Source organism: Modestobacter sp. DSM 44400, from assembly GCF_900107175.1.
Classification (GTDB): domain Bacteria; phylum Actinomycetota; class Actinomycetes; order Mycobacteriales; family Geodermatophilaceae; genus Modestobacter.
The window spans coordinates 54,289-77,429 of sequence record NZ_FNOZ01000015.1 but is presented as its reverse complement, the minus strand read 5'-3'; the positions used below and the strand labels follow the sequence as shown (position 1 = coordinate 77,429).

General features: G+C 72.6%; 22 protein-coding genes and 1 pseudogene. 10 read left to right on the top strand and 13 right to left on the bottom strand.

All coding sequences use genetic code 11. The annotated features are described in order from the left end of the window. Positions 1-40 precede the first annotated feature (40 nt). From BLW04_RS11715 to BLW04_RS11705, 3 genes are read left to right on the top strand one after another with little or no spacing between them, the layout of a single operon-like run. Positions 41-832, top strand: coding sequence for an SDR family NAD(P)-dependent oxidoreductase (locus BLW04_RS11715; RefSeq protein WP_217631003.1), 792 nt, complete (start codon positions 41-43; stop codon positions 830-832). After that, the gene (locus BLW04_RS11710) at positions 829-1,497 is read left to right on the top strand and encodes a 3-oxoacid CoA-transferase subunit A (protein WP_091540653.1); all 669 of its coding nucleotides are present in this window, start codon (positions 829-831) and stop codon (positions 1,495-1,497) included. The genes BLW04_RS11715 and BLW04_RS11710 overlap by 4 nt, the downstream gene beginning before the upstream one ends. Further along, positions 1,494-2,162, top strand: a complete 669-nt coding sequence (locus BLW04_RS11705; protein ID WP_217631002.1) for a 3-oxoacid CoA-transferase subunit B — start codon at positions 1,494-1,496, stop codon at positions 2,160-2,162. The genes BLW04_RS11710 and BLW04_RS11705 overlap by 4 nt, the downstream gene beginning before the upstream one ends. A gap of 36 nt (positions 2,163-2,198) precedes the next feature. On the opposite strand, the gene BLW04_RS27535 is transcribed toward BLW04_RS11705, so the two are convergent. The 5 genes and pseudogenes from BLW04_RS27535 to BLW04_RS11685 all read right to left on the bottom strand — a co-directional run bounded on the left by BLW04_RS27535 (position 2,199) and on the right by BLW04_RS11685 (position 7,494). Next, positions 2,199-3,938, bottom strand: coding sequence for a PP2C family protein-serine/threonine phosphatase (locus tag BLW04_RS27535; protein WP_139306821.1), 1,740 nt, complete (start codon positions 3,936-3,938; stop codon positions 2,199-2,201). Between the two features lie 100 nt (positions 3,939-4,038). Then, positions 4,039-4,338 carry an RNA 2'-phosphotransferase gene (locus tag BLW04_RS28365; protein ID WP_254781394.1) on the bottom strand — a complete coding sequence of 100 codons (300 nt, stop codon included), beginning with the start codon at positions 4,336-4,338 and terminating at the stop codon, positions 4,039-4,041. A 107-nt stretch (positions 4,339-4,445) separates the two neighbouring features. Further along, a pseudogene (locus BLW04_RS28360) lies at positions 4,446-4,583 on the bottom strand (RNA 2'-phosphotransferase); the annotation flags it as partial. A gap of 14 nt (positions 4,584-4,597) precedes the next feature. Next, positions 4,598-6,013 (bottom strand): YlbE family protein, encoded by a 1,416-nt coding sequence (locus tag BLW04_RS11690; protein WP_091540647.1) that lies wholly within the window; start codon positions 6,011-6,013, stop codon positions 4,598-4,600. Next, on the bottom strand, positions 6,010-7,494 hold the full coding sequence (locus BLW04_RS11685; protein ID WP_254781383.1) for an FdrA family protein: 1,485 nt from the start codon (positions 7,492-7,494) through the stop codon (positions 6,010-6,012). The genes BLW04_RS11690 and BLW04_RS11685 overlap by 4 nt, the downstream gene beginning before the upstream one ends. 134 nt (positions 7,495-7,628) lie before the next feature. On the opposite strand from BLW04_RS11685, the gene BLW04_RS11680 reads away from it, so the two are divergent. Genes BLW04_RS11680 through BLW04_RS11660 form a run of 5 tightly spaced genes read left to right on the top strand, consistent with a single transcriptional unit; the run spans position 7,629 to position 13,615 of the window. Next, a complete protein-coding gene (locus BLW04_RS11680) occupies positions 7,629-9,113 on the top strand; it encodes a uracil-xanthine permease family protein (RefSeq protein WP_091540643.1) in 1,485 nt (494 codons plus the stop codon). After that, positions 9,110-9,994: an FAD binding domain-containing protein gene (locus BLW04_RS11675; protein ID WP_091540639.1), complete on the top strand. Its 885-nt coding sequence runs from the start codon at positions 9,110-9,112 to the stop codon at positions 9,992-9,994. Before BLW04_RS11680 ends, BLW04_RS11675 begins: the two co-directional genes overlap by 4 nt. Then, positions 9,991-10,536, top strand: coding sequence for a (2Fe-2S)-binding protein (locus BLW04_RS11670; RefSeq protein WP_091540635.1), 546 nt, complete (start codon positions 9,991-9,993; stop codon positions 10,534-10,536). Before BLW04_RS11675 ends, BLW04_RS11670 begins: the two co-directional genes overlap by 4 nt. Beyond that, the gene (gene cutA / locus BLW04_RS11665; RefSeq protein ID WP_091540631.1) at positions 10,533-12,965 is read left to right on the top strand and encodes an aerobic carbon-monoxide dehydrogenase large subunit; all 2,433 of its coding nucleotides are present in this window, start codon (positions 10,533-10,535) and stop codon (positions 12,963-12,965) included. Before BLW04_RS11670 ends, cutA begins: the two co-directional genes overlap by 4 nt. Continuing rightward, positions 12,962-13,615 (top strand): CoxG family protein, encoded by a 654-nt coding sequence (locus BLW04_RS11660; protein WP_091540627.1) that lies wholly within the window; start codon positions 12,962-12,964, stop codon positions 13,613-13,615. The genes cutA and BLW04_RS11660 overlap by 4 nt, the downstream gene beginning before the upstream one ends. 158 nt (positions 13,616-13,773) lie before the next feature. On the opposite strand, the gene BLW04_RS11655 is transcribed toward BLW04_RS11660, so the two are convergent. The 5 genes from BLW04_RS11655 to BLW04_RS26675 form a co-directional block, all read right to left on the bottom strand. Further along, positions 13,774-15,987: a DUF6351 family protein gene (locus BLW04_RS11655; protein ID WP_175484019.1), complete on the bottom strand. Its 2,214-nt coding sequence runs from the start codon at positions 15,985-15,987 to the stop codon at positions 13,774-13,776. A 72-nt stretch (positions 15,988-16,059) separates the two neighbouring features. Beyond that, positions 16,060-16,530: an iron chaperone gene (locus tag BLW04_RS11650; protein WP_091540736.1), complete on the bottom strand. Its 471-nt coding sequence runs from the start codon at positions 16,528-16,530 to the stop codon at positions 16,060-16,062. Between the two features lie 26 nt (positions 16,531-16,556). After that, positions 16,557-17,300 carry an SDR family oxidoreductase gene (locus BLW04_RS11645; RefSeq protein ID WP_091540623.1) on the bottom strand — a complete coding sequence of 248 codons (744 nt, stop codon included), beginning with the start codon at positions 17,298-17,300 and terminating at the stop codon, positions 16,557-16,559. A 3-nt stretch (positions 17,301-17,303) separates the two neighbouring features. After that, a complete protein-coding gene (locus BLW04_RS11640) occupies positions 17,304-18,215 on the bottom strand; it encodes an RNA polymerase sigma-70 factor (RefSeq protein WP_217631001.1) in 912 nt (303 codons plus the stop codon). A 31-nt stretch (positions 18,216-18,246) separates the two neighbouring features. Beyond that, complete coding sequence (locus BLW04_RS26675) at positions 18,247-18,405, bottom strand: hypothetical protein (RefSeq protein ID WP_175484018.1); 159 nt, start codon at positions 18,403-18,405, stop codon at positions 18,247-18,249. A gap of 185 nt (positions 18,406-18,590) precedes the next feature. Here BLW04_RS26675 and BLW04_RS11635 point away from each other — a divergent pair, with 185 nt between their 5' ends. Continuing rightward, a complete protein-coding gene (locus BLW04_RS11635) occupies positions 18,591-18,908 on the top strand; it encodes a cation:proton antiporter domain-containing protein (RefSeq protein ID WP_217631000.1) in 318 nt (105 codons plus the stop codon). A 106-nt stretch (positions 18,909-19,014) separates the two neighbouring features. Here BLW04_RS11635 and BLW04_RS11630 read toward each other — a convergent pair whose 3' ends face one another. Next, a complete protein-coding gene (locus tag BLW04_RS11630) occupies positions 19,015-20,490 on the bottom strand; it encodes an MFS transporter (protein ID WP_091540616.1) in 1,476 nt (491 codons plus the stop codon). 217 nt (positions 20,491-20,707) lie between these two features. Between BLW04_RS11630 and BLW04_RS11625 the strand changes: the two genes are divergently transcribed. Further along, positions 20,708-21,532, top strand: a complete 825-nt coding sequence (locus tag BLW04_RS11625; protein WP_091540613.1) for an SDR family oxidoreductase — start codon at positions 20,708-20,710, stop codon at positions 21,530-21,532. 6 nt (positions 21,533-21,538) lie between these two features. On the opposite strand, the gene BLW04_RS11620 is transcribed toward BLW04_RS11625, so the two are convergent. Further along, complete coding sequence (locus BLW04_RS11620) at positions 21,539-22,453, bottom strand: GGDEF domain-containing protein (protein WP_254781380.1); 915 nt, start codon at positions 22,451-22,453, stop codon at positions 21,539-21,541. Positions 22,454-22,547: 94 nt separating this feature from the next. After that, positions 22,548-23,141, bottom strand: a complete 594-nt coding sequence (locus tag BLW04_RS11615; RefSeq protein WP_217630999.1) for an NUDIX hydrolase — start codon at positions 23,139-23,141, stop codon at positions 22,548-22,550.

Here is a 23,141-nt window from a genome sequence, read left to right as displayed (position 1 = left end):
GTTCCGGCGCGGCCGCTCCCGCCGGGCTAGCGTCTCCCTGGTGAGCGACGACGACCGCGCCGACGGGGTGCGTGTGCTGATCACCGGCGGGACGAGCGGCCTGGGCGCCGGGATGGCTGCGGCGCTGCTCGCCGCCGGTGCCTCCGTGGCTGTGACCGGACGGGACGCCGGCCGGGCCGAGGTCGCCGCCCGGGAGCTCGGCGCGCAGCAGACGGGCCGCGCCGTCGGGATCGGGATGGACGTGCGCGACGAGGGCGACGTGGCGCGCGGGGTCGATCGGGCGGTGGAGGAGTTCGGCGGCCTCGACGTCCTGGTCAACAACGCCGGCATCGGCATGCGGACGGTGAACCCGAGGTTCCTGTCCGAGCCGCAGCCGTTCTGGTCGGTCTCCTCCGACGGCTTTCGCGACCTGGTGGAGACCAACCTGACGGGCTACTTCCTGGTCGCGCGTGCCGTCGTCCCGCACCTGCTCGAGGCCGGGAGCGGCCGGGTGGTCAACGTGTCGATGAACCACGAGACGATGGTGCGCAAGGGCTTCGTCCCCTACGGCCCCGCGCGGGCCGGCGCCGAGGCGCTGTCCCGGATCATGGCCGCCGACCTCGAGGGCACCGGCGTCACGGTCAACGTGCTGCTGCCCGGCGGCGCGACGGCGTCCGGGATGGTCCCCGACGGCTTTCCGCCCGACCTGCGGGCGCACCTGCTCGACCCGGCGGTGATGGGGCCGCCGATCCGCTGGCTGTGCTCACCGGCGGCGGCGGGAGTGCACGACCAGCGCATCGTCGCGACCGAGTTCGACCGGTGGCGGGAGCAGTACGTGCAGGAGGCGCGGTGATCGACAAGCGGGTCGCGACGCTGGCCGACGCGGTTGCCGGCATCGCCGACGGCGCGACCGTGCTGGTCGGCGGCTTCGGCGACTCCGGCGTGCCGGTGGAACTGGTGCACGCCCTGCTCGACCAGGGCGCCCGCGACCTGACCATCGTCACCAACAACGCCGGCAGCGGCGAGCGCGACGTCGCCGCGCTGATCCGGGAACGCCGCGTCCGGAAGATCGTCTGCTCCTATCCCCGCTCGGCGGGTTCGATCTGGTTCGAGGAGTTCTGGCGGGCCGGGGAGATCGAGCTGGAGCTGGTGCCGCAGGGCACGCTGAGCGAGCGGATGCGGGCCGCCGGGGCGGGGCTGGGCGGGTTCTTCACCCCGACCGGCGCGGACACCCTGCTCGCCGAGGGCAAGGAGGTGCGCGTGCTCGGTGGACGACGACAGGTCTTCGAGGAGCCCCTGCCCGGCGACGTGGCGCTGGTCAAGGCGTACCGGGCCGACCGCTGGGGCAACCTGGTTTACCGGACCGCCGCCCGCAACTTCGGCCCGACCATGGCCGCCGCCGCCGCGCTCACCGTGGTCCAGGTGGACGAGTTCGTGGAGCTCGGTGAGCTCGACCCGGAGGCCATCGTCACCCCGGGCATCTACGTCGACCGGGTCGTCCGCGTGGAGGTGCTGTGATCCAGCCACTGTCCGACATCGACGTCGCCCGGCGGGTGGCCACCGACATCCCCGACGGGTCCTACGTCAACCTCGGGATCGGCATGCCCACGCTGGTGGCCGACGTCGTCGGCCCGGACAAGGAGATCGTCTACCACTCCGAGAACGGCATCCTCGGCATGGGACCGGCTCCGGCACCCGGCGAGGAGAACCCGGAGCTGATCAACGCCGGCAAGCAGCCGGTCACACTGCTGCCCGGCGGGTCGTTCTTCCACCACACCGACGCCTTCATGATGATGCGGGGGGGCCACATCGACCTGACCGTGCTCGGCGCCTTCCAGGTCTCCGAGCGCGGCGACCTGGCGAACTGGATCACCGACGTGGTCACGCACCCGCCGGCCGTGGGCGGCGCCATGGACCTGTCCGTCGGGGCGAAGCGGGTGCTGGTGATGACCACGCACGTCACCCGGGACGGCCGGCCGAAGCTGCTGCCGCAGTGCTCGTACCCGCTGACGGCGGCGGGGGTGGTCGACCGCGTCTTCACCGACCTCGCCGTCCTGGACGTGACGCCCGCGGGCTTCGTCGTCCGGGAGATGGCACCCGGGCTCACCGCCGGCGAACTGCAGGAGCTCACCGCAGCGCGGCTCACGTTCGCCGACGAGGTGGGCGTGCTGTCGACCAGCTGAGCGCCGCCCGGATGGGACGGACCGGTCCGACCCGGTTCAGTGGCAGCGGTAGAGCAGCAGGGCGACGTCGTCGTCGGGGGCGTCGTCCAGCAATTGGTCGGTGAGCACCCCGACCAGCGCGGCCGGCGGCAGGGAACGGCCCTCGGCGAGGGCGGCGGCCGCACGGGCCATGCCCGCATCCAGGTCCCCGTCACGCCGCTCCACGAGCCCGTCGGTGTAGAGCAGCAGCGTCGAGCCGGGCTGCAGGACGACGTCGACCTCGGGTCGGACGAGGTCGTCGACCACTGCCAGCGGCAGCGAGCCGGCCTCGGTCAGGAACCGGAAGGCGCCGTCGGCGTCGGCGACGATGGCCGGCACGTGGCCGGCGCTGCTGTAGCGGAGCGTCCTGGTGGCGGGGTCGACGACGGCGCAGAAGACGGTGCTGCACACCGCGCCGGGGACGAGCGCGGCGAACCGGTCCAGCGCGCGGAGCACGTGCGCCGGCGAGCGGCTCTCCAGCAGCAGCGCCCGGCCGGCGCTGCGCAGCTGGCCCATGACCGCGGCGGCGGCCAGGCCGCGGCCGACCACGTCGCCCACCACCACGCCGTGCCGGCCATCGGGGAGGTCGACGACGTCGTACCAGTCGCCGCCCACCTCCAGCGTGCCGGTCGCCGGCTCGTAGTGGACCGCGAACCCGTCGGGCAGCACGGTCGGCCCGAGGACGGCGCGCTGCAGGGTGACGGCGACCTCGGTGAAGAACTGCGCCCGGGCATGGTCGAGCTCGGCCCGCTCGTCGGCGCGGCGCCGTTCGTGTTCGACGGCCTGGGCGTCGGTGACCGCGGCGCCGACCTGGCCGGCGACCAGGGTCAGGAAGACCCGGTACTGCTCGTCCATGCGCAGGTGTGGGCTGACCCCGAGCACCACCGCGCCGGCTGGGCCGGTCTGCCCGGCCACGGTCAGCGGTACCACGACGGCCGTGTCGACGTCCGCGGGCCCGGCCGGACTGGCGCTGGGGACGGAGAGTCCCGGCAGCCGCTGCGCCAGCCCGGTCACCCTGACCGTCCGGCCGGTGTAGAGGACCGTCCGGACCGGGTCGGCGAAGAGGCCGGGCGGGTCGTCGCCGCCCGGCGTGCCGTAGCGGGCCGCCATCCGGGTGCGTCCGTCGTCACCGACCAGGTACACCTGGCCGAACGGGCAGTCGGCCCGGGCCCGGGCCAGGACGCCGAGCGCGGCGGTGCAGGCCTCGACCGTCCCGCCGTGTACCGAGCGGGGAAGGCTGCCCAGCTCCTGGAGCACGCCCATCCGCCGGGCGGCGAGCACCCGGGGCGTCGTCTCCACGACCGTGTCCAGGATGCCGGCCACCCGCCCGCCCGGTTCCACGACCGGGCTGAACGAGAAGGTGAAGAACGTCTCCTCGTCGAACCCGTCCCGGCTGGTCACCAGCAGCAGGTCCTCGCTGAACGTCGCCTGGCCGCCGTGCACGTCCTCGACCATGCCCCGCAGCGTCGGCCAGATGTCGGCCCACACGTCCGACAACGACCGCCCCACCGCCGCCGGGTGCCGCGAACCGAGCAGCGGCGCGTACGCGTCGTTGTAGACCATGACGAGGTCCGGACCCCAGATCAACAGCATCGGGAACCGGGAGTTCAGGCAGGTACCGACGGTCGCCAACAGGGTCGGGGACCAGGTCTCAACGGCGCCGAGCGGGGTGCTGGCCCAGTCGTGCTCGAGGACCAGCCGCTGCACGTCGCTGTGGGGCGCTCGCGCGACGAGCTCGATCAGCCGATCCTGCAGCACGCACCCCCGCCTGTCAGCGCATCGCCCGTCGGCGCCGCTCATCCGTTGCCCGCGATCCTGCCATCCCCGACCGACAGTTCCGGCGACCCGCCCCGGGCGTTCACCCCTCGTCGACAACGCGGAGGTAGCCGGGCGGGACGGCGTCCACCAGCCAGACACCGTTGTCCGAGCGGGTGAACGTGGCGCCGGCGGCGGCCAACGCGGCGGCGTCAACACGCAGGACGACGGGCTGCCCGCGTCGTCGTCCGACCCGGCGTGCGGTGGCGACGTCGGCGGACAGGTGCACCGCGTGCCGGTTCCCCGGGTGGAGCCCCTGCTCGAGGATGGCCGGGAGGAACCGCTCAACGGTGCCGTGGAACAGCTCCGCGGGTGGCTCACGCGCCCCGTAGCCCAGCCGCACCGGGACACTGTGCCCCTGGCTGGCGCGGATCCGGGTGCCGGGGGGTCGACGGCGAAGCGCTGCTTGTCGTTGCGGGCCACCACGTCGTCCAGCTGGGCCCGGGTGAGCGGCCTCCCGTGTGCGGCGAGCGCTGCGAGGAGATCACCGACGTCCACCCAGCCGGCGGCGTCGAGAGTCAGCCCGACGCTGTCGGGGGCGTGCCGCAGCACGTAGGACAACCGCTTGCTGGTCCGGACGACGTCCATGCCGCCGTCCCTGCTCATTCGGCGGCGCGGGACTCCCCGGCAAGCGCGGCCAGCGCCTGCTCGAAGCACGCCTGCGGCGGCTGGACCAGGCCCGCGCCCACCTGACCGGTACCGGCGACCCGGCCGGCCATGCCGGTGTTGATCTGCGGCAGCCACCCGGTGCGCGCGACCTTGACGACGTCGATGCCGGTCGGTGCGCCGCGGAAGCCGAGCACCGGGATCTGCATCGCCGGGTTCTCGGCCAGGGTCAGCTGGTACATCCGCTCGGTCGTGGCGAGCGCGTCGGGCACGGTGCCGCCGACGAACCGGACGATCGCGGGCGCGGCGGCCATCGAGAACCCGCCGACGCCGTAGGTCTCCATGATCGCGGAGTCGCCGATGTCGGGGTTGGCGTCCTCGGGCCCGTAGTCGCCGAGGAACAGTCCGACCGGGGTGTCCGCCGGCGCGGTGAACCAGCGGTCACCGGTGCCGGCGGTCCGCACGCCGAAGTCGGTGCCGTTGCGGGCGAGGGCGGTGACCATCGTCGAGCCGGGGACCTCGCGGGCAGCGTCCATCGCCAGTTTCGCCGTCGGCATGCCGAGGTTGAGGTAGAAGTGCTCGTTGCCGCCGATGAAGCGCAAAACGGCGGCGACGTCCTTCGCCGGGGCGTCGACCTCCACGATGGACGGTGACAGCTCGCGCAGCGCCATCAGCGACCCGGCGCGGTTGCGGTTGTGCCCCTCGTCGCCCATCTGGAGCATCTGGGCGAGGATCGCCTTGACGTCCATCGGCTCGGTGCGGCTGCGCACAGCCCGCTGCAGCACCGGCCCGAGGACGTCGCGCATCCAGGCAAGCCGGGTCTGCACCTCCTCGTTGAAGGCGCCCATCCGCAACACCTTGCCCAGGCCCTCGTTGAGGTTGCAGAAGGCCCGACCTCCGTGCACCGGGTCTTCCAGGCACCACGTCCACATCGACGGGCTGGTCACCCCGGCCATCGGGCCGACGGTGCGGTGATGGTGGCAGGGGTCCAGCGCGATCTCGCCCGCGGCCAGGACCCGTTCGGCGCCCGCGGGGTCGCTCGCCCAGCCCTCGAAGATGCAGGCGCCCATCAGCGCCCCGCGCATCGGGCCCGAGGCGGTGGCCCAGGTCAGCGGCGGGCCGGAGTGCAGCAGCATCCGGTCGGGCAGGTCGAGGACCTCACGCGCCGGGCGCACGTCGACGAGCACCGAGCCCGCCGCGAGCACCCGCTCGACCGCCGTCCGGTTGGCCGCCGCGCGGCGCGGGTCCAGGGCCAACTGGGTGAGGTCGTCGGGGTTCCCGAAGCCCGGGGGGCGCCACTCGACGTCGGTGACGTCGGCGCCCTGGGCCCGCGCTGCTGCGGAGAAGACCTCCACACCGGCGGCGACGATGGCCGGCGGGGCGGACAGCAGTCCGCCGAGGGGCTTCCTCATTCGGCGTCTCCGATCAGGCTGAGCGCGTAGCGGGTGGCGGCCGAGTTGGAGGCGAAGACCGCGGCGCCGGCCTCGGCCAGTGCGTCGGCCTGCCGGGACCAGCACTGCGGATCGGCCTCGGTGCCGATCAGCGCCACGACCACCGGCAGGCCGGCGGACTGCAGCGCCGGGGCGACGGTGGCCGCCGGGTCGGGGTCGGCGCCGTACCCGAGGACGACGTCCAGCAGCAGGACCGCGGGCTCCCCACCGGCCGCCAGCCCGGCGATCGCGTCCAGCCGCAGGGTCGGGTCGATCATCGGGTGCGCCCGGCCGACGGTGAGCGCGTCGTCGCCGAAGTCGACGACCACGTGCCCGGTCGCGGCGAGGTCGGTGCCGAGGTCCAGCTCAGGGCGCAGCGGGGTGTTGGAGCGGATGTCGCCGAGCACCGGGGTGGCGATGAGCATCGCCTCGTCGGCCAGCGTGCCGCCGGAGTAGAGACCCTTGAGGACGGCCCCCGGCGCGCTTGCGTCCGCCGTCCCGGGGCGGCACGGCCAGTCGGGGACGTCGACGCCCAGGTCGCTGAGCAGCGCTTCCACCGCGGCGGTGAGGTCCGGGGAGTCGACGGAGAGGACGGCGCTCCGCACGGGGACGGACAGCTGCGCGGCGGCCGCGTCGACCGCGGCGGCGACCTCGGGAGCCGGGGGCTTGGAGACCAGCAGCACCCGCTCGGTGCCCTCATCGGTGTCCAGCGCGGCGAGGGCATCGAGGGTGGCCAGGCCGCCGACGGCCGCGGACAGGTCGCGGCCGCCGACGCCGAGCACGTGCGAGACGCCGACGCCGGCCGCGTCGAGCAGGCAGCTGACCTGCTGGGCGCCGGTGCCGGACGCGGCGACCAGGCCGACGGCGCCGGGGCGGACGACGTTGGCGAAGCCGAGCGCGATCCCGGAGACGATCGCCGTACCGCAGTCCGGACCCATGACCAGCACCCCGGCCTCGTGCGCCGCCCGCTTGAGCGCCACCTCGTGCTCGACCGGCACGCCGTCGCTGAAGACGAGCACCGAGGAGCCGGCCGCTATGGCGTCGGCGACCTCGGCCACGGCGTACGGGCCGGGGACGCTGATGACGGCCAGCGCGGAGCCGGCGTCCAGGTCCGACAGTGCGGCCCCGATGGTGCGGGCGGGGACGGCACGGGCCTCGCCGGCCCCCTCCCGCGCGCTCAGCGCTGCGTCGAGGGCGGCTAGCGCGGCGGCCAGCTCGGCGTCGCCGGCGGCCCGCAGCGCGATGAGCAGCTCGTCGGGCCTGGCCCCGACGTCCGGCGCCAGGCCCATGCCGGCGGCGAGTTCGAGGTTGAGTGGCGTGGCCATCGCGACCAGGACGGCGCTGATCCCCGGGCGACCCCCGAGGTCCCGGCTGACCTGCATCAACCGGACGGAGTCGGCGTAGACGCCGCGGCGCAGGGAGACGTGCCGGACGCCCGCGGGGCCCTCGGGACTCGAACTCACCGGCAGGACGCTACCGGCACAGACCTCTTAGCGGTGAGGGAAATCTGCCGCCGATGAAGATTTAGCGCTGAGGTACTTCCGGCGTGTCGGTGGTCGGTGCCACAGTTCCCTCCTCGACCGGCGATGGAGGACCGATGGCGTTCAGCTGGAAGCTCTACGGGGACGGCAAGACCCCACCCGTCGGGGAGTCGGTGGCGCCCGACGAACGGTTGTCCTGGCCGCGCACGATCGGCATCGGCGCGCAGCACGTGGTGGCGATGTTCGGGGCAACGTTCGTCTTCCCGCTGATCATGGGCCTGGACGCGAACCTGGCGATCATGATGAGCGGGATCGCGACGATCGTCTTCCTCCTGGTCGTGAAGGGCAAGGTGCCCAGCTACCTGGGCACCAGCGCCGCCTTCGTCGGCGGCGTGGTCGCGATCCGGACCAACGGCGGGGACTCGGGCGACGTGGTGGGGGCGATCCTGGTCTCCGGCGTCGTGCTCGCGCTGGTCGGCCTGCTGATCAACGCCCTGGGCCCGCGAGCGGTCAATGCGGTGCTGCCGCCCGCGGTCACCGGCGCGGTCGTCATCATCATCGGTTTCAACCTCGCGCCGGTGGTGGCGAACACCTACTGGCCTCAGGACCAGTGGGTCGGCCTGGCCACGATGGTCTTCGTCATCCTCGCCTCCCTGCTGCTGCGCGGGTTCTGGGCTCGCATCTCGATCCTGCTGGGACTCGTCTTCGGCTACCTGCTGTCCGCGCTGCTGGATGCCACCGCCGGTCCGATCACCTCGGTCCTCGGCGGCGCCACCGAGGCCACCACCCACAACCGACTGGACCTCTCCGGCGTGGAGACCGCGGACTGGATCGGGCTGCCGACCTTCACTGCGCCGAGCTTCTCGGTGAACTTCAGCATGCTGGTGCTGCCGGCGGTCATCGCGCTGATCGCGGAGAACGCCGGGCACGTCAAGGCCGTGGCGGCGATGACCAAGCGGGATCTGGACCCGGTGCTGGGGCGGGCGATCTTCGCCGACGGCCTCGGCACCGTGCTGGCCACCTCGGTCGGCGGCTCGCCGACGACCACGTACGCGGAGAACATCGGGGTCATGGCGGCCACCCGGGTCTACTCCACCGCGGCCTATTACGTCGCGGCGATCGTGGCGCTCCTGCTGGGCCTCTGCCCCAAGTTCGGCGCCCTGGTCAACGCGATCCCCGGCGGCGTGCTCGGCGGGATCACGGTGATCCTCTACGGAATGATCGGCCTGCTGGGCGCCAAGATCTGGAAGGAGAACCGGGTCGACTTCGCCAACCCGATCAACCTGGTGCCGCTGGCCGCCGGGATCATCATCGGGATCGGCAACGTCAACCTGGTGTTCAGCGACGAGTACTCCCTCGGCGGCATCGCCCTCGGCTCGATCGTCGCCGTCGTCGGCTGGCACCTCGCCCGGGCCGTGGCGCCCGCCGAGATGAAGGTTGCACTGACCGCCGAGCACGGGTTCCTCGAGGGCACCGGTCCGGCACTGGGCCACGCCGGGGGTCACGCGGTGAGCGACGGGACCCAGGACGCCCGCGGTGGCGCGGACCCGTCCAGCTTCGGCGACGGCGCCGACACCGGCGAGGTGACCCGCACGCGGTGAAGCCCGCTCCCTTCGGCTACGCAGACCCGACCACCGTCGAGGAGGCACTCGACGTCCTCAGCTCCGAGGGCGAGGGCGCGAAAGTGCTCGCCGGCGGGCAGTCGCTGCTGCCGCTGTTGTCGATGCGCCTGGCCGCGCCCACCACGCTGGTGGACATCAACCGCCTGCCCGGCCTCGACTTCATCGAGGCCGGTCGGGACGGCGTCCGGGTGGGCGCGCTCGTGCGGCACGCCGCGCTGTTGGCCTCCGTCGAGGCGGCCGGCGTGCAGCCCCTGCTGACGCGGGCGACGGCGAACGTCGCGCACCCGGCGATCCGCAACCGGGGCACGACGGTCGGCTCCATCGTGCACGCCGATCCCTCCGGCGAGATGACCTCGGTGCTCGCGCTGACCGACGGCTCGGTCACCGTGGCCACGCCCGGCGGGCCGACCACGATCGGCTGGCGCGAGTTCTTCGTCGGGCCGCTGGAGACCTCGGTGCACGGACCGGCCGTCGTCCTTGACGCCTTCTTCCCGGCACTGCCCGCCCGCTCGGGCACCGCGTTCGCCGAGGTCGCCCGGCGCAAGGGCGACTACGCGGTGTGCGGCGCCGGCGTCGTCGTCACCGTGGACGACGACCTGCGGATCACCGCGGCGCGCGCCGCCTACCTCTCGGTGGGCCTGGTGCCCGAGGTGCACGACCTGACCGAGGCGGTGGCCGGCCGGACCGTCGACAGCGCCGACTGGGCGGCGGCCGGAGCGCTGGCCCGTGGCCTGGTCGATCCGGACGGCGACCTGCATGCCAGTGCCGACTACCGGCGGCTGCTGGTCGCCACCCTCACCGAACGGACGCTCGCCGACGCGGGCGCGGAAGCCGTCCGCCGGGCGTTGGAGGCCTCATGACCGTGGATCTGGAACGCACCATCTCCGTCACCGTGAACGGTGTTCCACGTGAAGCCACCGTGCCGGTCCGCCGACTGCTGTCCGACGCGCTGCGCCACGAGCTCGGGCTGACCGGCACGCACGTGGGCTGCGAGCACGGGGTCTGCGGGTCGTGCACGGTGCTGGTCGAGGGCGTGCCGGTGCGGTCGTGCCTGATGCTCGCCGTCCAGGTCGACGGACAGTCGGTGACCACCGTGGAGGGCCTGTCGCGCTCCAACCACCAGGGCGGCCAGGTGCTGCACCCCGTCCAGGAGTCGTTCCGGGAGTGCCACGCCCTGCAGTGCGGCTTCTGCACGCCGGGCCTCCTGACCACGATCGCCGCCGGGCTCGACGCCCGCCGGGCGGCCGGGAGGGACACGGTCGAGATCACCGCGGAGGAGGTCGACGAGCTGGTCGGCGGCAACCTGTGCCGCTGCACCGGCTACGCCAACATCAAGAAGGCCTGCCGGCATGCGGCCGAGACGATGCGCGCCGAGACGATGCGCGCGGCAGCGGCCCGGTGACCACCAAGCTGTTCGGGGAGCCGGTTCGCCGGCGCGAGGACGCCCGGCTGATCATCGGCCAGGGGCGCTACCTCGACGACATCGGCGCTGACGCGCACGCCGCGGCGTTCCTCCGCAGTCCGTACGCGCACGCCCGGGTGGTCGACATCGACGTCACCGGCGCGCTGGACGTCGAGGGCCTGCTGGCGATCTACACCTACGCGGACCTCACCGGTCCGCTGGCCGAGCCGCTGCCGGTGCTCATCCCGCATCCGCAGCTCACCCATCCGCGCACCGGGTACCCGCTGGCCAAGGACGTCGTCCAGCACGTCGGTGAGGCCGTGGTGATGGTGGTCGCCACCGACCGGTACGTCGCCGAGGACGCGGCGGCGCTGATCGAGGTCACCTACGAGGAGCTGCCGGTCGTCGTCGGAGTCGACGCGGCCCGGGCTGCGTTGCACGCGGTCCACGAGGACGTGCCGGACAATGTCGCGGCCCGGCACCACCAGGAGACCGGGGACGTCGCGGTCGCCCTGGCCGCCTCGGCGCACACGCTGTCGTTCACGCAGTACGTCGAGCGGAGCGCGGCCATGCCGATGGAGGGCAAGGGCGTACACGCGCGCTGGGATGCCGACGACAAGGCGCTGCGGGTCTACACGAGCACACAGGCGTCGACGTCGGTGCGGGCGGCGATCGCGGCGAAGCTGCAGCTGTCGCTGGAGAAGGTGGAGGTCATCGCCCCGGACGTCGGCGGCGGTTTCGGCGTGAAGATCGTGCACCCGTGGCCGGAGGAGCTGCTCGTTCCCATGGCCGCGATCGCGCTGGGCCACGAGGTGAAGTGGACCGAGGACCGCCGCGAGCACTTCATCTCCTCGGCGCACGAGCGCCAGCAGCGGCAGGAGATCACCGTCGGGTACGACGACGGCGGGCGGGTCACGGCACTCGACGTCCACATCTGGCACGACAACGGCGCGTACACGCCCTACGGGATCATCATCCCGATCGTGACGGCCACCCAGCTGGTCGGTCCGTACGCGGTCCCGGTGTACCGGGTGCAGGTCGACAGCGTCTTCACCAATACCGTGATCGTGACGCCGTACCGCGGCGCCGGGCGGCCGCAGGGCTGCTTCGCGATGGAGCGGACGATGGACCGGATCGCCCAGGAGCGCGGGATCGACCGGGCCGAGGTGCGCTCGCGGAACCTGATCCAGGTCGACCAGTTCCCCTACGACCAGCACCTGACGTTCCAGGATGGCCGGCCGGTCATCTACGACTCCGGCGACTACGTCGGGTTGATGGACAAGCTCAAGGCGCTGATCGACTGGGACTCGGTCGTCGAGCGCCGGGCCGACGCGGAGGCGCGCGGTCGGCTGCTCGGCATCGGGATGGCGATGTACGTGGAGGGCACCGGGCCCGGGCCGTACGAGGGCGGACACGTGCAGGTGCTGGGCAGCGGCAAGGTGCTGGTCTCGACCGGGCTGACGTCGCAGGGGCAGGGACACGAGACGGTGTTCGCCCAGCTGGTGGCCTCCGAGCTCGGCGTGCCGATGGAGGACGTCGAGGTCACCACCGGCGACACCCGGCGGTTCGGCTACGCGGTCGGCACGTTCGCCTCCCGGGCGGCAGTGATGAGCGGCAACGCAGTCGCGCTGGCTGCCCGGGGGGTGCGGGAGAAGGCGCTGCGCATCGCCGCGGACGTGCTCGAGGCGGAGCCCGCGGACCTGGTGATCGAGGACGGCCTGGTGCAGGTCAAGGGCGTGCCGGGGACGTCGATCCCGCTGCGGACGGTCGCCGTCCTGTCGAACCCGCTGCGGTATGCCTTCGACGAGGCGGCGAAGCAGGCCACGCAGTTCGCCGGCCCGGGCGACAACTCGAAGCCGCCGGTGGCGGTCGGTGATGCTCCGGGGCTGGAACACACCGACTACTACTCGCCGATCCGGTCGACGTTCGCGTCGGGTGCGCACGCGGTCGTGGTGGAGATCGACCCGGCGACGTGGGAGATCGATGTCGTCCAGTACGCGGTGGTGCACGACTGCGGGAACGTGGTGAACCCGATGATCGTGGAGGGCCAGGTGCACGGCGGCGTTGCGCAGGGCGTGGGCGGGGCGCTGTACGAGCGGATGGCCTACGACGCCGACGGGCAGCTGCAGAACGCCTCGTTCATGGACTTTCTGATGCCGTACGCATCCGAGGTGCCGCCGGTGGTGATCGACCACCAGGAGACGGCGTCGCCGCTGAACCCGCTGGGGCTCAAGGGTGCCGGTGAGGCCGGCGTCATCCCGGGGTCGGCGGCTATCGCGTCGGCGATCGAGGACGCGGTGGGCCGGCGGATCGCGGCGATGCCGATCTCGCCGACCGAGCTGTACGACCTGGTGCGCTCTTCGGCGGCCGACCGTGTGACGAACACCGACCCGACCCTTCCCACCCTGAACACTGGAGCGATGGCGTGAACCTCGACGGCAGTGCGGTGCTCTCGGCCCCTCCGGAGGAAGTGTGGGCGGTGATCACCGATCCGGCGGTACTGGCCCGGACGATCCCCGGGTGCGTGTCGCTGGAGCAGGTCGGTGAGGACTCCTACCGCATGCACGTGGCCGTGGGCGTGGGGGCGATCCGCGGCAGCTACGCGGGCGAGGTGCACTTGACCGACCAGCAGCGGCCGTCCTCGTACGTGATGCACGCATCCGGCGCCGGGGCACCCGGCCAGGTGCGCGCGACGGTGCCGATCTCCCTGGAGGCCGTGGACGGCGGGACGCGGGTGACGTACTCGGCGGATGCCGTGGTGGGCGGCCCGGTCGCCGGCGTCGGGCAGCGGATGATCACCGGCGTCGCGAAGCGGATGGCCGGGCAGTTCTTCTCCGCGATCGACGCGGAGCTGGCCGGCACCGCGCCGACGGCCGGGCCGGTCGAGGCCGTGGTGTCGACGACGGACGGTTCCGCGGAACCGCCTCCGGCACTGCGGACGACGTTCACGAACCCCGCCGTCGCCACAGGCGGCTGGGTCCCGACCGAGGCGCGCCCGCTGCTGGTCGGCGCCGCCGGCGGCGGCGTGCTGGCACTGGTGGGGGTGTGGATCGGTTACCTCCTGGGCCGCCGGCGCTGACCAGGAGTGTTCGGAGCCTGAAGTCCGCGGTACTTGCTCCTGGCCCGCCAGACCGCCGACAGGAGGCGCTGATCGCGGCGTTCGACCCTGCTGGGCCGTCGCAGGGCATCGCCGTCGCTGCCCCGTCGGCGCCCGGTCCGCGCCAACGGTCAGCCCGTCTACTCCGCCGGCTCGTGGAAGGTCCACTCGCCGGGAGCGTCGAAGAAGGCCCAGGTGCCCTGGCGCACCGTCTCGTCCACCCCCGGTTGGGTGTAGTCGCAGACGCCGGCCGGGAAGACGTTCCGCAATTGCGCCCACTGCTCGTCGGTCATCTCCGGGTAGTCGGTCCTGGCCGGCTCCTGCAGCTGACAGGTGATGACGTCGCTCGCGACCGGCCCGCCCGCCACGATCCGCGGCGAGGCGAACGACGGGTACAGCTCGTTGCAGCGGGTGTCGCCCCGGTACACCTGCTCCTCGACGATCTTGCTGCCGTCGGGCGCGAAGCAGGCCTCGACGAGGTCGGCCGGCTTGGCAGCGACCACGGCCTCGTGCCGGTCGTCACCGGTGTCGCCCGCAGTCTGTAGGGCGAGGAGCCACCGGTCCATCTGCTCCAGCGCCGACACGAGCACCGGACTGTCAGCGTTGAACAGACCCAGGGTGTTGTCCTCGACCAGCATCACCTGGTTGTCGGCGTCGCCGTTGGCCTCGATCAGGCGCTCCCGGGTGGAGAACGACTGATAGCGCATGTGGATGTCGCCCACCGGCAGGTCGTCGGTGTACGCCCGGTAGTCGATGATCGGGATGTTCCCGAGCCCGCCACCGTCGAGGATGCGGCCGGTCTCGTAGGCCGCCTTGCGCGCCACCGGGTCGGCGCTCATCCGGTCGGCGACCACATTGGCGTCGATGTCCAGCCCGCCGATGCGGTCGTTGAGCTGCAGGAACTGGTCGACAGTGATCGCTGCGGCCTGGAGTGCGTGCAGGCCGTACTGCACTCCCACGTTGTCCAGCGGCCGTCGGGCGAACCCGGTCTCCGGGTCGACACCGTAGGCGTTGCGGGTGTGGTCCCACACGGTCGCTCTCGCGCCGCCCGGGTTCGTCTGCGGGTCGTAGCGCAACTCCTGCGGCACCGACGGGTCGAACTCGGCCTGCGGGTCCAGCCGCTTGGCGCCCTCGCTCTGGCTGGCGATCGCGCCGTGCACGCCGAAGCCCGCGACCGCCAGTTCCTGCGCCTCGTCCATTGCACTGGGGTCGGTGATGGTGAAGTAGTGGTGGAGCAGACGGGCGTCGGCGAGCATCTGGGAGGTGGCGAAGCCGACGTCGGGGAAGCTGCAGCCCACGACGATGCCGTCGAGCAGCCCCGGGTAGTTGTCGGCCGCTTGGTGGGCCTGGTACGAGCCGCCCGAGCAGCCCCAGCCCATGGTGTATGTCGGCTCTCCGTAGGCCTCGATGAACTCCTCCCGCGTCATGCTCAGCGTCTCCGAGGTCAGCAGGTCGCTGCAGTTGTTGCCGAAGACGTTGAGGGTGTTGGAGGCGACCGCGAAGCCGCGCGAGAGCATCGAGTCGACCAGCACGCCACCGGTGCTGTCACCCTGCTGGTACCACCCGCCGCGGCAGCCACCACCCAGGGTGTAGACGAGGCGGTCGTTCCAGGCGCGGTTGCGCTCGAAGGGGCTGGGGTCGACCCCGTCGGCCGGGTCGTACAGAACGGCGAACTCGTACACGCCGCGGTTCACCGTGCCGGTCTCCACACGGACGACGTACGGGGTCTCGACGCCCTCCAGCGTTGTGGTGGTGGCCACGTCGTCCGGCAGAGCCGCGGGGTCGGCCAGCGGCTGGAAGGTCCCCGCGGTGGTGCGGTAGACGAACTCGACGCGGGGAGCGACGGAGCAGTCCGCGTCGAGGGGCTCACCGAGGCTCTGGCCGGTCACCGTGGTGAACTCCGCCGTCTCGCAGACGAACGGCTCCTCCTGGGGACCGGAGAACACCGGTCCCGTCCCAGGGTGCGCCGTGATCTTCACGGAGTCCGAGCGGGCGCCGTGGGCGGAGGCGCGGATCTTGTGGTGGCCCGGCGCGAGCCCGTTGACGAGTCCGAGCAGGCCGCCGTCGGAGGGGCGCAGGTCGCCGGAGACGTCCTCGCCGTCGAGGAGGACCCGGACCCGCTCGGGCGGCACGCCTTCGGGGAGGTCCACGCGGACGAGCGCGTCGCCGCCACTCACGGCGTCCGGACGGCTGGAGACGACGGAGACCTCGAGCTGGCGGGCACCGACAGCTGGCACGTCGCCGGGACGGCCCGGCGGACCATCGGTAGCCAGCGCCACCGGCACTCCCAGTGGAAGGAAGACCGCGGTGGCAGCGGCGGCGACGAGCGTCCGGCAGGAGCGTGGGCTGCGCATGGCGTCCCTCTTCCGTCTACGGCGAGTCACATCGTTGTGATTTCTGCACAGCACCACACTGCACCGACTGCGTCAACCGTCCGCATCCGTCCGCAGGCGGGGCGTCGGCACGCCGGACCTGCAGCCGCGCGACAGGATCGTGGTGATGGCCCGAGTAGGTGACGTACCGCGTGGTCCGCGCTCGCTGGTGCCCTGCCGCTCGACCAGCACCCCGATCACCCGCGCCAGGAGCTCCCGCGGCAGCGCCACCGCATGCGGCAGGTTCATCGCATTCTTGGCCGACCGGTAGGGAGCCACGGCTGCGGCCAGCTCGTCGTCCATCGGGGGCAGCGGGTACAGGCCGATGTGGTTCTTCCAGCCCGCCATGTGCACCAGCGGCCGGCCATCCAGGGTGAACGTCGGCATCTTGTAGCTGATCGTCTCCCTCACGGCCGGCACCACCGACCGGATCAGCTGGCGCACCTCCTCCAACCGCGCCGCCACCTCGGGCGGAAAGCCCCCGATGTACTCGTCGACCGTCGTCACCGTCGCTGCGTGGGGCATGACCAGCCCCTCGGAAGGAGCGGTGATCATTGCGCCCTGGCGTACCGGGACGCCAGGTGTTCCTCGAACGTCGTCCGCCCGTACGCCGGCCCGGGCACCAACGCGTGCCTCGCCGTCACAGCCCGGGAGGTCCGGCCCGGAAACGTCACGGGCACAACCGGACGGCGGGCGCCCGCCGCCCGGCGCCAGACCGACGCCAGCTCGCGCAGCGGTCGGGCAGCCGGCCCACCGATGTCCGGCGCCCGTCCCGCCGGCTCAGCACCGACCAGCTGCACCAAAAGCGCGGCCACCTCCTCCGCTGCGATCGACTGCACCGGGAAGGTCGGCGCGAGCAGCACCGGGAAGAAGCGCAGCCCGGTGAAGAACTGTTCAAGGAACGAGTGGAACTGCGTCGCCCGCTGGATGGTGAACGGAATGCCCGAGGAGGACACCAGCTCCTCGATCGCCACGCGCTGCCGGTAGTAAGGGAACGGAATTCGGTCCACCCCGACGATCGAGATGAACGCCAGGTGCCGTATGCCCGCAGCCCGGGCAGCAGCCACCAGGTGAAAAGCGGCGAGCACGTCGGACCGGCCCGTCGCCAGGTGCCGCACCGTCTCCACGCCGCCCAGCGCGGCGCCCAGACCAACACCGGTGACCAGGGCGCCGGTCGCCAGCCCCGGCCCGGTCCGTCGGCTCAGCGCCCGCACCTCGACTCCGGCCGCAGGCAGACGAGCGACGGTGGGCACGCCGAGCGTGCCCGTGGCACCGGTGGCGAGAACAGGACTCATGCCTTATCGACCGGGCAGCCCGCCCGTTCGTGACAACTGCTCCGCGACGACCGCCAGCTTGTCGGGGTTGAGCACCGCGTCCACGCCGGTGACCCGCTCGCCGTCGGTGTGCACGAACCACACCGCGCTCAACTCCCCGTCCACGGTCGCCACCACCGCCGGCCCGCCATTGACCTCCACCACGCCGGAGACCATGTCGACGGCGAAGCGGTCGACCACACCCAGCACGTACCGGGCGACCTTGTCCTTGCCGCGCACCGGGTTGCGGGCCGCGGTCACCCGACCGCCGCCGTCCGCCCGCACCGTCACCGAGACCGCCAGCAGCTCGGTCAGGCCGGCCACGTCCCCGTCCCGCGCTGCGGCCAGGAACCGTTCCACCAGCGTGCGCCACTGCTCCGGGTCCACCGCCCGGCCGGGCGACTCCCCCATGTGCTTGCGCGCCCGGGTCAGCAACTGCCGGACGTTGGCGTCCGTGGCGCCGATCAGCTCACCGGCCTCCTTCGAGCTGTAGCCGAACGCCTCGCACAGCACGTAGGCCGCCCGCTCCGTCGGCGTCAGCTTCTCCAGCAGCACCAGCAGGGCGAACGACACGCTCTCCCGCTGGACGGCGTCCTCCAGCGGCCCGAGCTCCGAGTCGGCCCCGGTCAGCACCGGTTCGGGCAGCCACGGGCCGACGTACACCTCGCGGCGCACCCGGGCCGAGTCCAGCGCGGACAAGCACAGGTTGGTGACGACGCGGGTCAAGTAGGCGCCCTGGTCCGCGACCGAGGCGACGTCCACCCCCGACCAGCGCACCCAGGCGTCCTGCAGCACGTTCTCGGCGTCGGTGGCCGAGCCGAGCATCCGGTAGGCGATGCCGAACAGCCGCGGCCGCTGCGCCTGGAAGGGCGCCAGCACGCTCGGGTCATCGGTCACGCCCAGCATCCTCTCAGCCCAGCCGAACGGGTCAGCGGGACGGCGTCCGATCCTCCTGCTGGACCTCGTCCCGGACGGCGGCGAGGTCGGCCAGCACCCGGGCGACGTCCTCACCGACCAGCACCAGGGCCGCGTCGCTGAGCACCCGCAGACCGGTCGCGTCCAGCTCCGACCACTCCGGCTCGGTCACGGCCACACCTCCCCCTGGACCGAGAAAGTTCACGTCGTGAACCAGATCGGTCGGAAGCCCGCACGCCCGGTGGACGGCCTGCCCGGGAAGGATGACCCGGGTTAACGTCGAGACGATGGTCCTGCTCGTGCTGGCCACCGTCGCCGTGATCGTGGTGCTGCACCGGGTCGCCGAGCGCACCGGGCTTGCCGGATCGCCCTGGGCGCCGCCGTCACGCCACCCGACCCGGGCGCCGCGCTCGCCGTGGGCCGCGAGTCGGCCTGCCCCCGCGGCTGGTCACCCTCATCCAGGGCGAGGGCCTGCTCAACGACGCGACGGCGCTGACCACGCTCACCGTGGCGGTCACCGCCGCCCGCGGCGAGGCGTTCTCCGCCTGGTCCGCGCTGGGCCAGTTCATCGTGGCCGCGGCCGGCGGCGTCGCGGTGGGACTGGTGGCAGACCCGGCTGTCCCGCTACCAGCGCCGGCTGGACCTCCCTGCAGCACGCCCAGCGCGAGGATCTGATCCGCTGGCGGAACGCCGGCCAGCTGACCGACGAGGGCCTCCGGATCCTGGAGCGCGAGCTCGACCACGAGGAGGACCTGCTGCCCTCACCTCGGACGCAGTGGACTCACTCCGGGTCGTCGCCGACCAGGGTGCCTCCGGCGATCAACGCCGCCTCGGGGTGGCGCAGCTCGACGTCCGGCTCGACGTGGGTGCCCGGGTCCCGCCGCACCGCCGGGATGAGCAGCGCGGCCAGTGCGCTGAGCAGCAGCGCCCCGCTCAGCAGCAGGAAGCCGTTCGTGTAGCCCGACTCCTGCGGCAGCCCGCCCGGGCCCGCGCCCGCGGTCACCACGCTGGCCATCACCGCGGCACCGATCGCACCGCCGATGGTGCGGATGTTTGCGTTCATCCCGCTGGCCACCCCGGTCTGCTGCGGCGGCACGGCCGCCACGATCAGGTTGGACATCGCGGCGAAGGCCAGCCCGAATCCGGCGCCCATCACCACCGAGACCACCACGATCTCCGTCCGCGAGTCGTGCGCGAACACGAAGCCGAGGTAGCCGAGCGCCCCGATGGCCGCGCCCACCACCAGCACGACCTTCGAGCCGACGCGCTGGGCCATCCGCCCGGACACCAGACCCAGCACGAACGAGGCGATCGTCTGCGGCAGCACGAGCAGACCGGACTCGGTGATCGAGGCGCCGAACCCGTAGCCGGCCGCGGACGGCGTCTGCAGGAACTGCGGCAGGAACGCGAAGGCTGCGTACATCGCCACGCCGAACAGCAGCGCCACCAGGTTGGTCGCCCACACCGCGCGGATGCGCATCATCCGCATGTCGATCAGCGGCTGCGCGGCCCGCGACTCCCTGAGGATCCACAGCGCCGCCAGGACGACGGCTACGGCCAGCAGCCCCACCACCTTCGCGGAGCCCCACCCCCAGGCCGGGGCCTGGCTGATCGGCAGGAGCAGCGCGACCAGCCAGCCCGACAGCAACAGGGCGGCCGGCCAGTTGATCGCCCCCGACGTGCGCACCGGGGACTCTGGGACCAGGAAGTGGGCGGCCAGCGCGGCGACGACCAGCACGATCAGTGGCGCCCAGAACAGCCACGAGTACCCGAGCAGGTCGACGATGGGACCGGCGACCACCAGGCCGACACCGGCGCCCACCGCGATCAGGGCCGAGATCGCTCCGATTGCGCCCGGCACCCGGTCGCGGGGGAACTCGTCCCGGATGATGCCGAAGGCCAGCGGCAGCACGCCGCCGCCGATGCCCTGCACGACCCTGGCGATGATCATGACGGTCAGGTTCGCCGCGAGGGCGGCGAGCAGGCAGCCGACGGCCAGCGCGACGAGCGCGAGGACGAACATCCGCTTCTTGCCGGTCATGTCGCCCAGCCGGCCCAGGATCGGCGTGAAGATCGAGGCCGACAGCAGGTAGGCGGTGAGCACCCACGTCACGTCGGACTGGTTGGTGTGCAGCGCCGCCTCGATGGTCGGCAGCACCGGGGTCACCAGCGACTGCAGCAGCGAGAACGCGATCACCCCCGCCGTCAGGACGGCAAAGGTGACCTGGTGGTGAGCGCGACGCTCAGGAGTGCCCATGCAGCTGATCTCAATCCTCTACGCCTTTTACTTGCGGTGGACAACGAACCTAAGACACCGCCTGGCCCGGAGCTCCCTTGTGCTGCACAGATCACATGCGGTCCGCCGCCTGGCCGCGACCTGGAACAGATTCCCCCGGCGGGGTGCTGCCGCCTCCGACGGGCCGAGGCAATGCCGCCCCCGTGCCGACACCCACGTACCCCGAAGGAGCACCTTCATGGCCAGGACCTGGTTCATCACCGGCGCATCGCGCGGCTTCGGCAAGGAGTGGTCGATCGCGGCCCTCGATCGCGGTGACACCGTCGCCGCCACCGCCCGCGACACCGCCAGCCTCGAGGACCTCGTGCAGCAGTACGGCGACCAGGTGCTGCCGATCCAGCTCGACGTCGACGACCGGGACGCCGTGTTCGCCGCCGTTGCCCGGGCGCACGACCACTTCGGCCGGCTGGACGTGGTCGTCAACAACGCCGGTTACGGCCAGTTCGGGATGATCGAGGAGGTCTCCGAGGCGGAGACCCGCCGGCAGTTCGACACCAACGTGTTCGGCGCCCTGTTCGTCACCCAGGCCGCGCTGCCCTACCTGCGGGAGCAGTGCTCGGGGCACGTCCTGCAGGTCTCGTCGATCGGCGGGATCAGCGCGTTCCCCAACATCGGCATCTACAACGCCTCCAAGTGGGCGCTCGAGGGCTTCAGCCAGTCGCTGGCCCAGGAGGTCGCCGACTTCGGCATCAAGGTGACGATCATCGAGCCCGGCGGGTTCTCCACCGACTGGGGCGGCGCCTCGGCCAAGCATGCCGACGCCAAGCCGGCCTACGACACCTACCGGCAGAAGGCCGCCGAGCTGCGCCGGTCCCGGGTGTCCACGCCCGGCGACCCCGTCGCCACCCGCGAGGCCGTGCTGCAGATCGTCGACGCCGAGAACCCGCCGCTGCGGGTGTTCTTCGGGAGCGGTCCGCTGGGCATCGCGACCCGCGACTACGAGTCCCGGCTGGCCGAGTGGCGCGCGTGGGAGCACGTCTCCGCGGTCGCCCAGGGCAGCTGAGCCCGCTCAGGCCGGCGGACCACCCGGCGCCGGGCGACGGGGATGGCGGCGGACCTGATGGGTCTTCGCGCCGTACATCGCCCGGTCGGCGCGGCTGATCAGCTCGTCGGGCCCTTCACCGGGCCGCGCGGCAGCAGTGCCGACGCTCACTCCGACGGCGAGCGGCCCGTCCGGGCCGGCGACCGGGGCACACACCCGGTCCACCACCCGCGCGGCGAGGGCCCGCAGCCGCGTGTCGTCGGCGTGCGAGCAGACCAGCACGAACTCGTCGCCCCCGAACCGGACGACGACGTCGCCGGACTCGGCCACGGCCAGGAGCCGCCGGGCCACCTCGGTGAGCAGCGCGTCACCGACCGCGTGCCCGTACTCGTCGTTGACGCTCTTGAACTCGTCCAGATCGCAGAACAGGATGCCGCAGCTGCCCCCGACCGGGGGGTCCAGCATGCGGCCGAGCACGTCGAACAGCGCCCGCCGGTTGGGCAGGCCGGTCAGCAGGTCGGTCTGCGCGCGCAGGTGCAGCTGCTCCTCACGGCGGCGCTGCTCGGTGACGTCAAGGCCCACGCACGCGATGCCCCACGGCCGGCCGTCGGCATCGGTGAGGACGTCGTTCTGCATGGCCACCCGCCGGCGTTCGCCGTCCGCGGCCAGCCAGTCGCCCTCCTGCGGGAAGGCGACCCCGCTGGCCATCGCCCGGACGACCGCGTCCTCGGCCAGCAGGACGTGCTCGGGGACGACGAAGACGTCCCAGAACCGGTGACCGACCAGCTCGTCGGGCGACCGGCCGGTGAACCGCTGCAGCGCGGGGTTGGCGAGCAGGATCCGGCCCTCGCCGTCGACGACGCAGACCAACGACCGGGTCGCCTCGACGAACGCCCGGGACAGGGCGACCTCGGGGCTCGTCCATCCGTCCCCAGACGTCACGTTCGGCACTCCCGGCTCGGGGCATCCCGCGGCGGTGCGGCATCGGCTGCTGGTGACCCTACCCAGCACCGGGATCAGGAGTGGCCGGCCGAACTCACCGCCAGGCGAACACCGGTTGCTCGAGGTGCGCGACCCGGGTGACCAGCCCACGGCAGGCGATCTGGCAGAACTGGTGGACGATCGCCGCCGTCGGCGCGTGGAGGTAGCGATCGAACAGCGGCAGTTGGATGACCGGCGCGTCGGACTCCGGGATCTGGAGGAACCGCGGCTCGACGTCCAGGTCGGCCAGCGGCACCTGATGGACCTGGGCGACCTCGGCCTCGGCGCCGACCAGCTCACCGCGATCGCCGGCCCAGCAGACGACCGGCGTCATGACGTAGCCGGATCGGGTCACGTAGTCGTCCAGCAGTCCCAGGACGTCGTCCGGGCCCACGGTCAGCCCGACCTCTTCGTGCAATTCCCGCAGCGCTCCCTGGACGGCGGCCTCCCCGGGCTCCCGGCGACCGCCGGGCAGCGCCAGCTGGCCGGCGTGGGCGCGCATCCGGGGAGCGCGCCGGGTGATGAGCAGCGCCGGCCGGCCGTGGTGCTCGGTGATGCACACCGCAACCGCTGCCTGCTTGAGCTCCGGCCGGTCAGCTTCCAGCCGCGGGAACCCGAGCAGGCGCGCCGCGACCGATGCCCTGTCCAC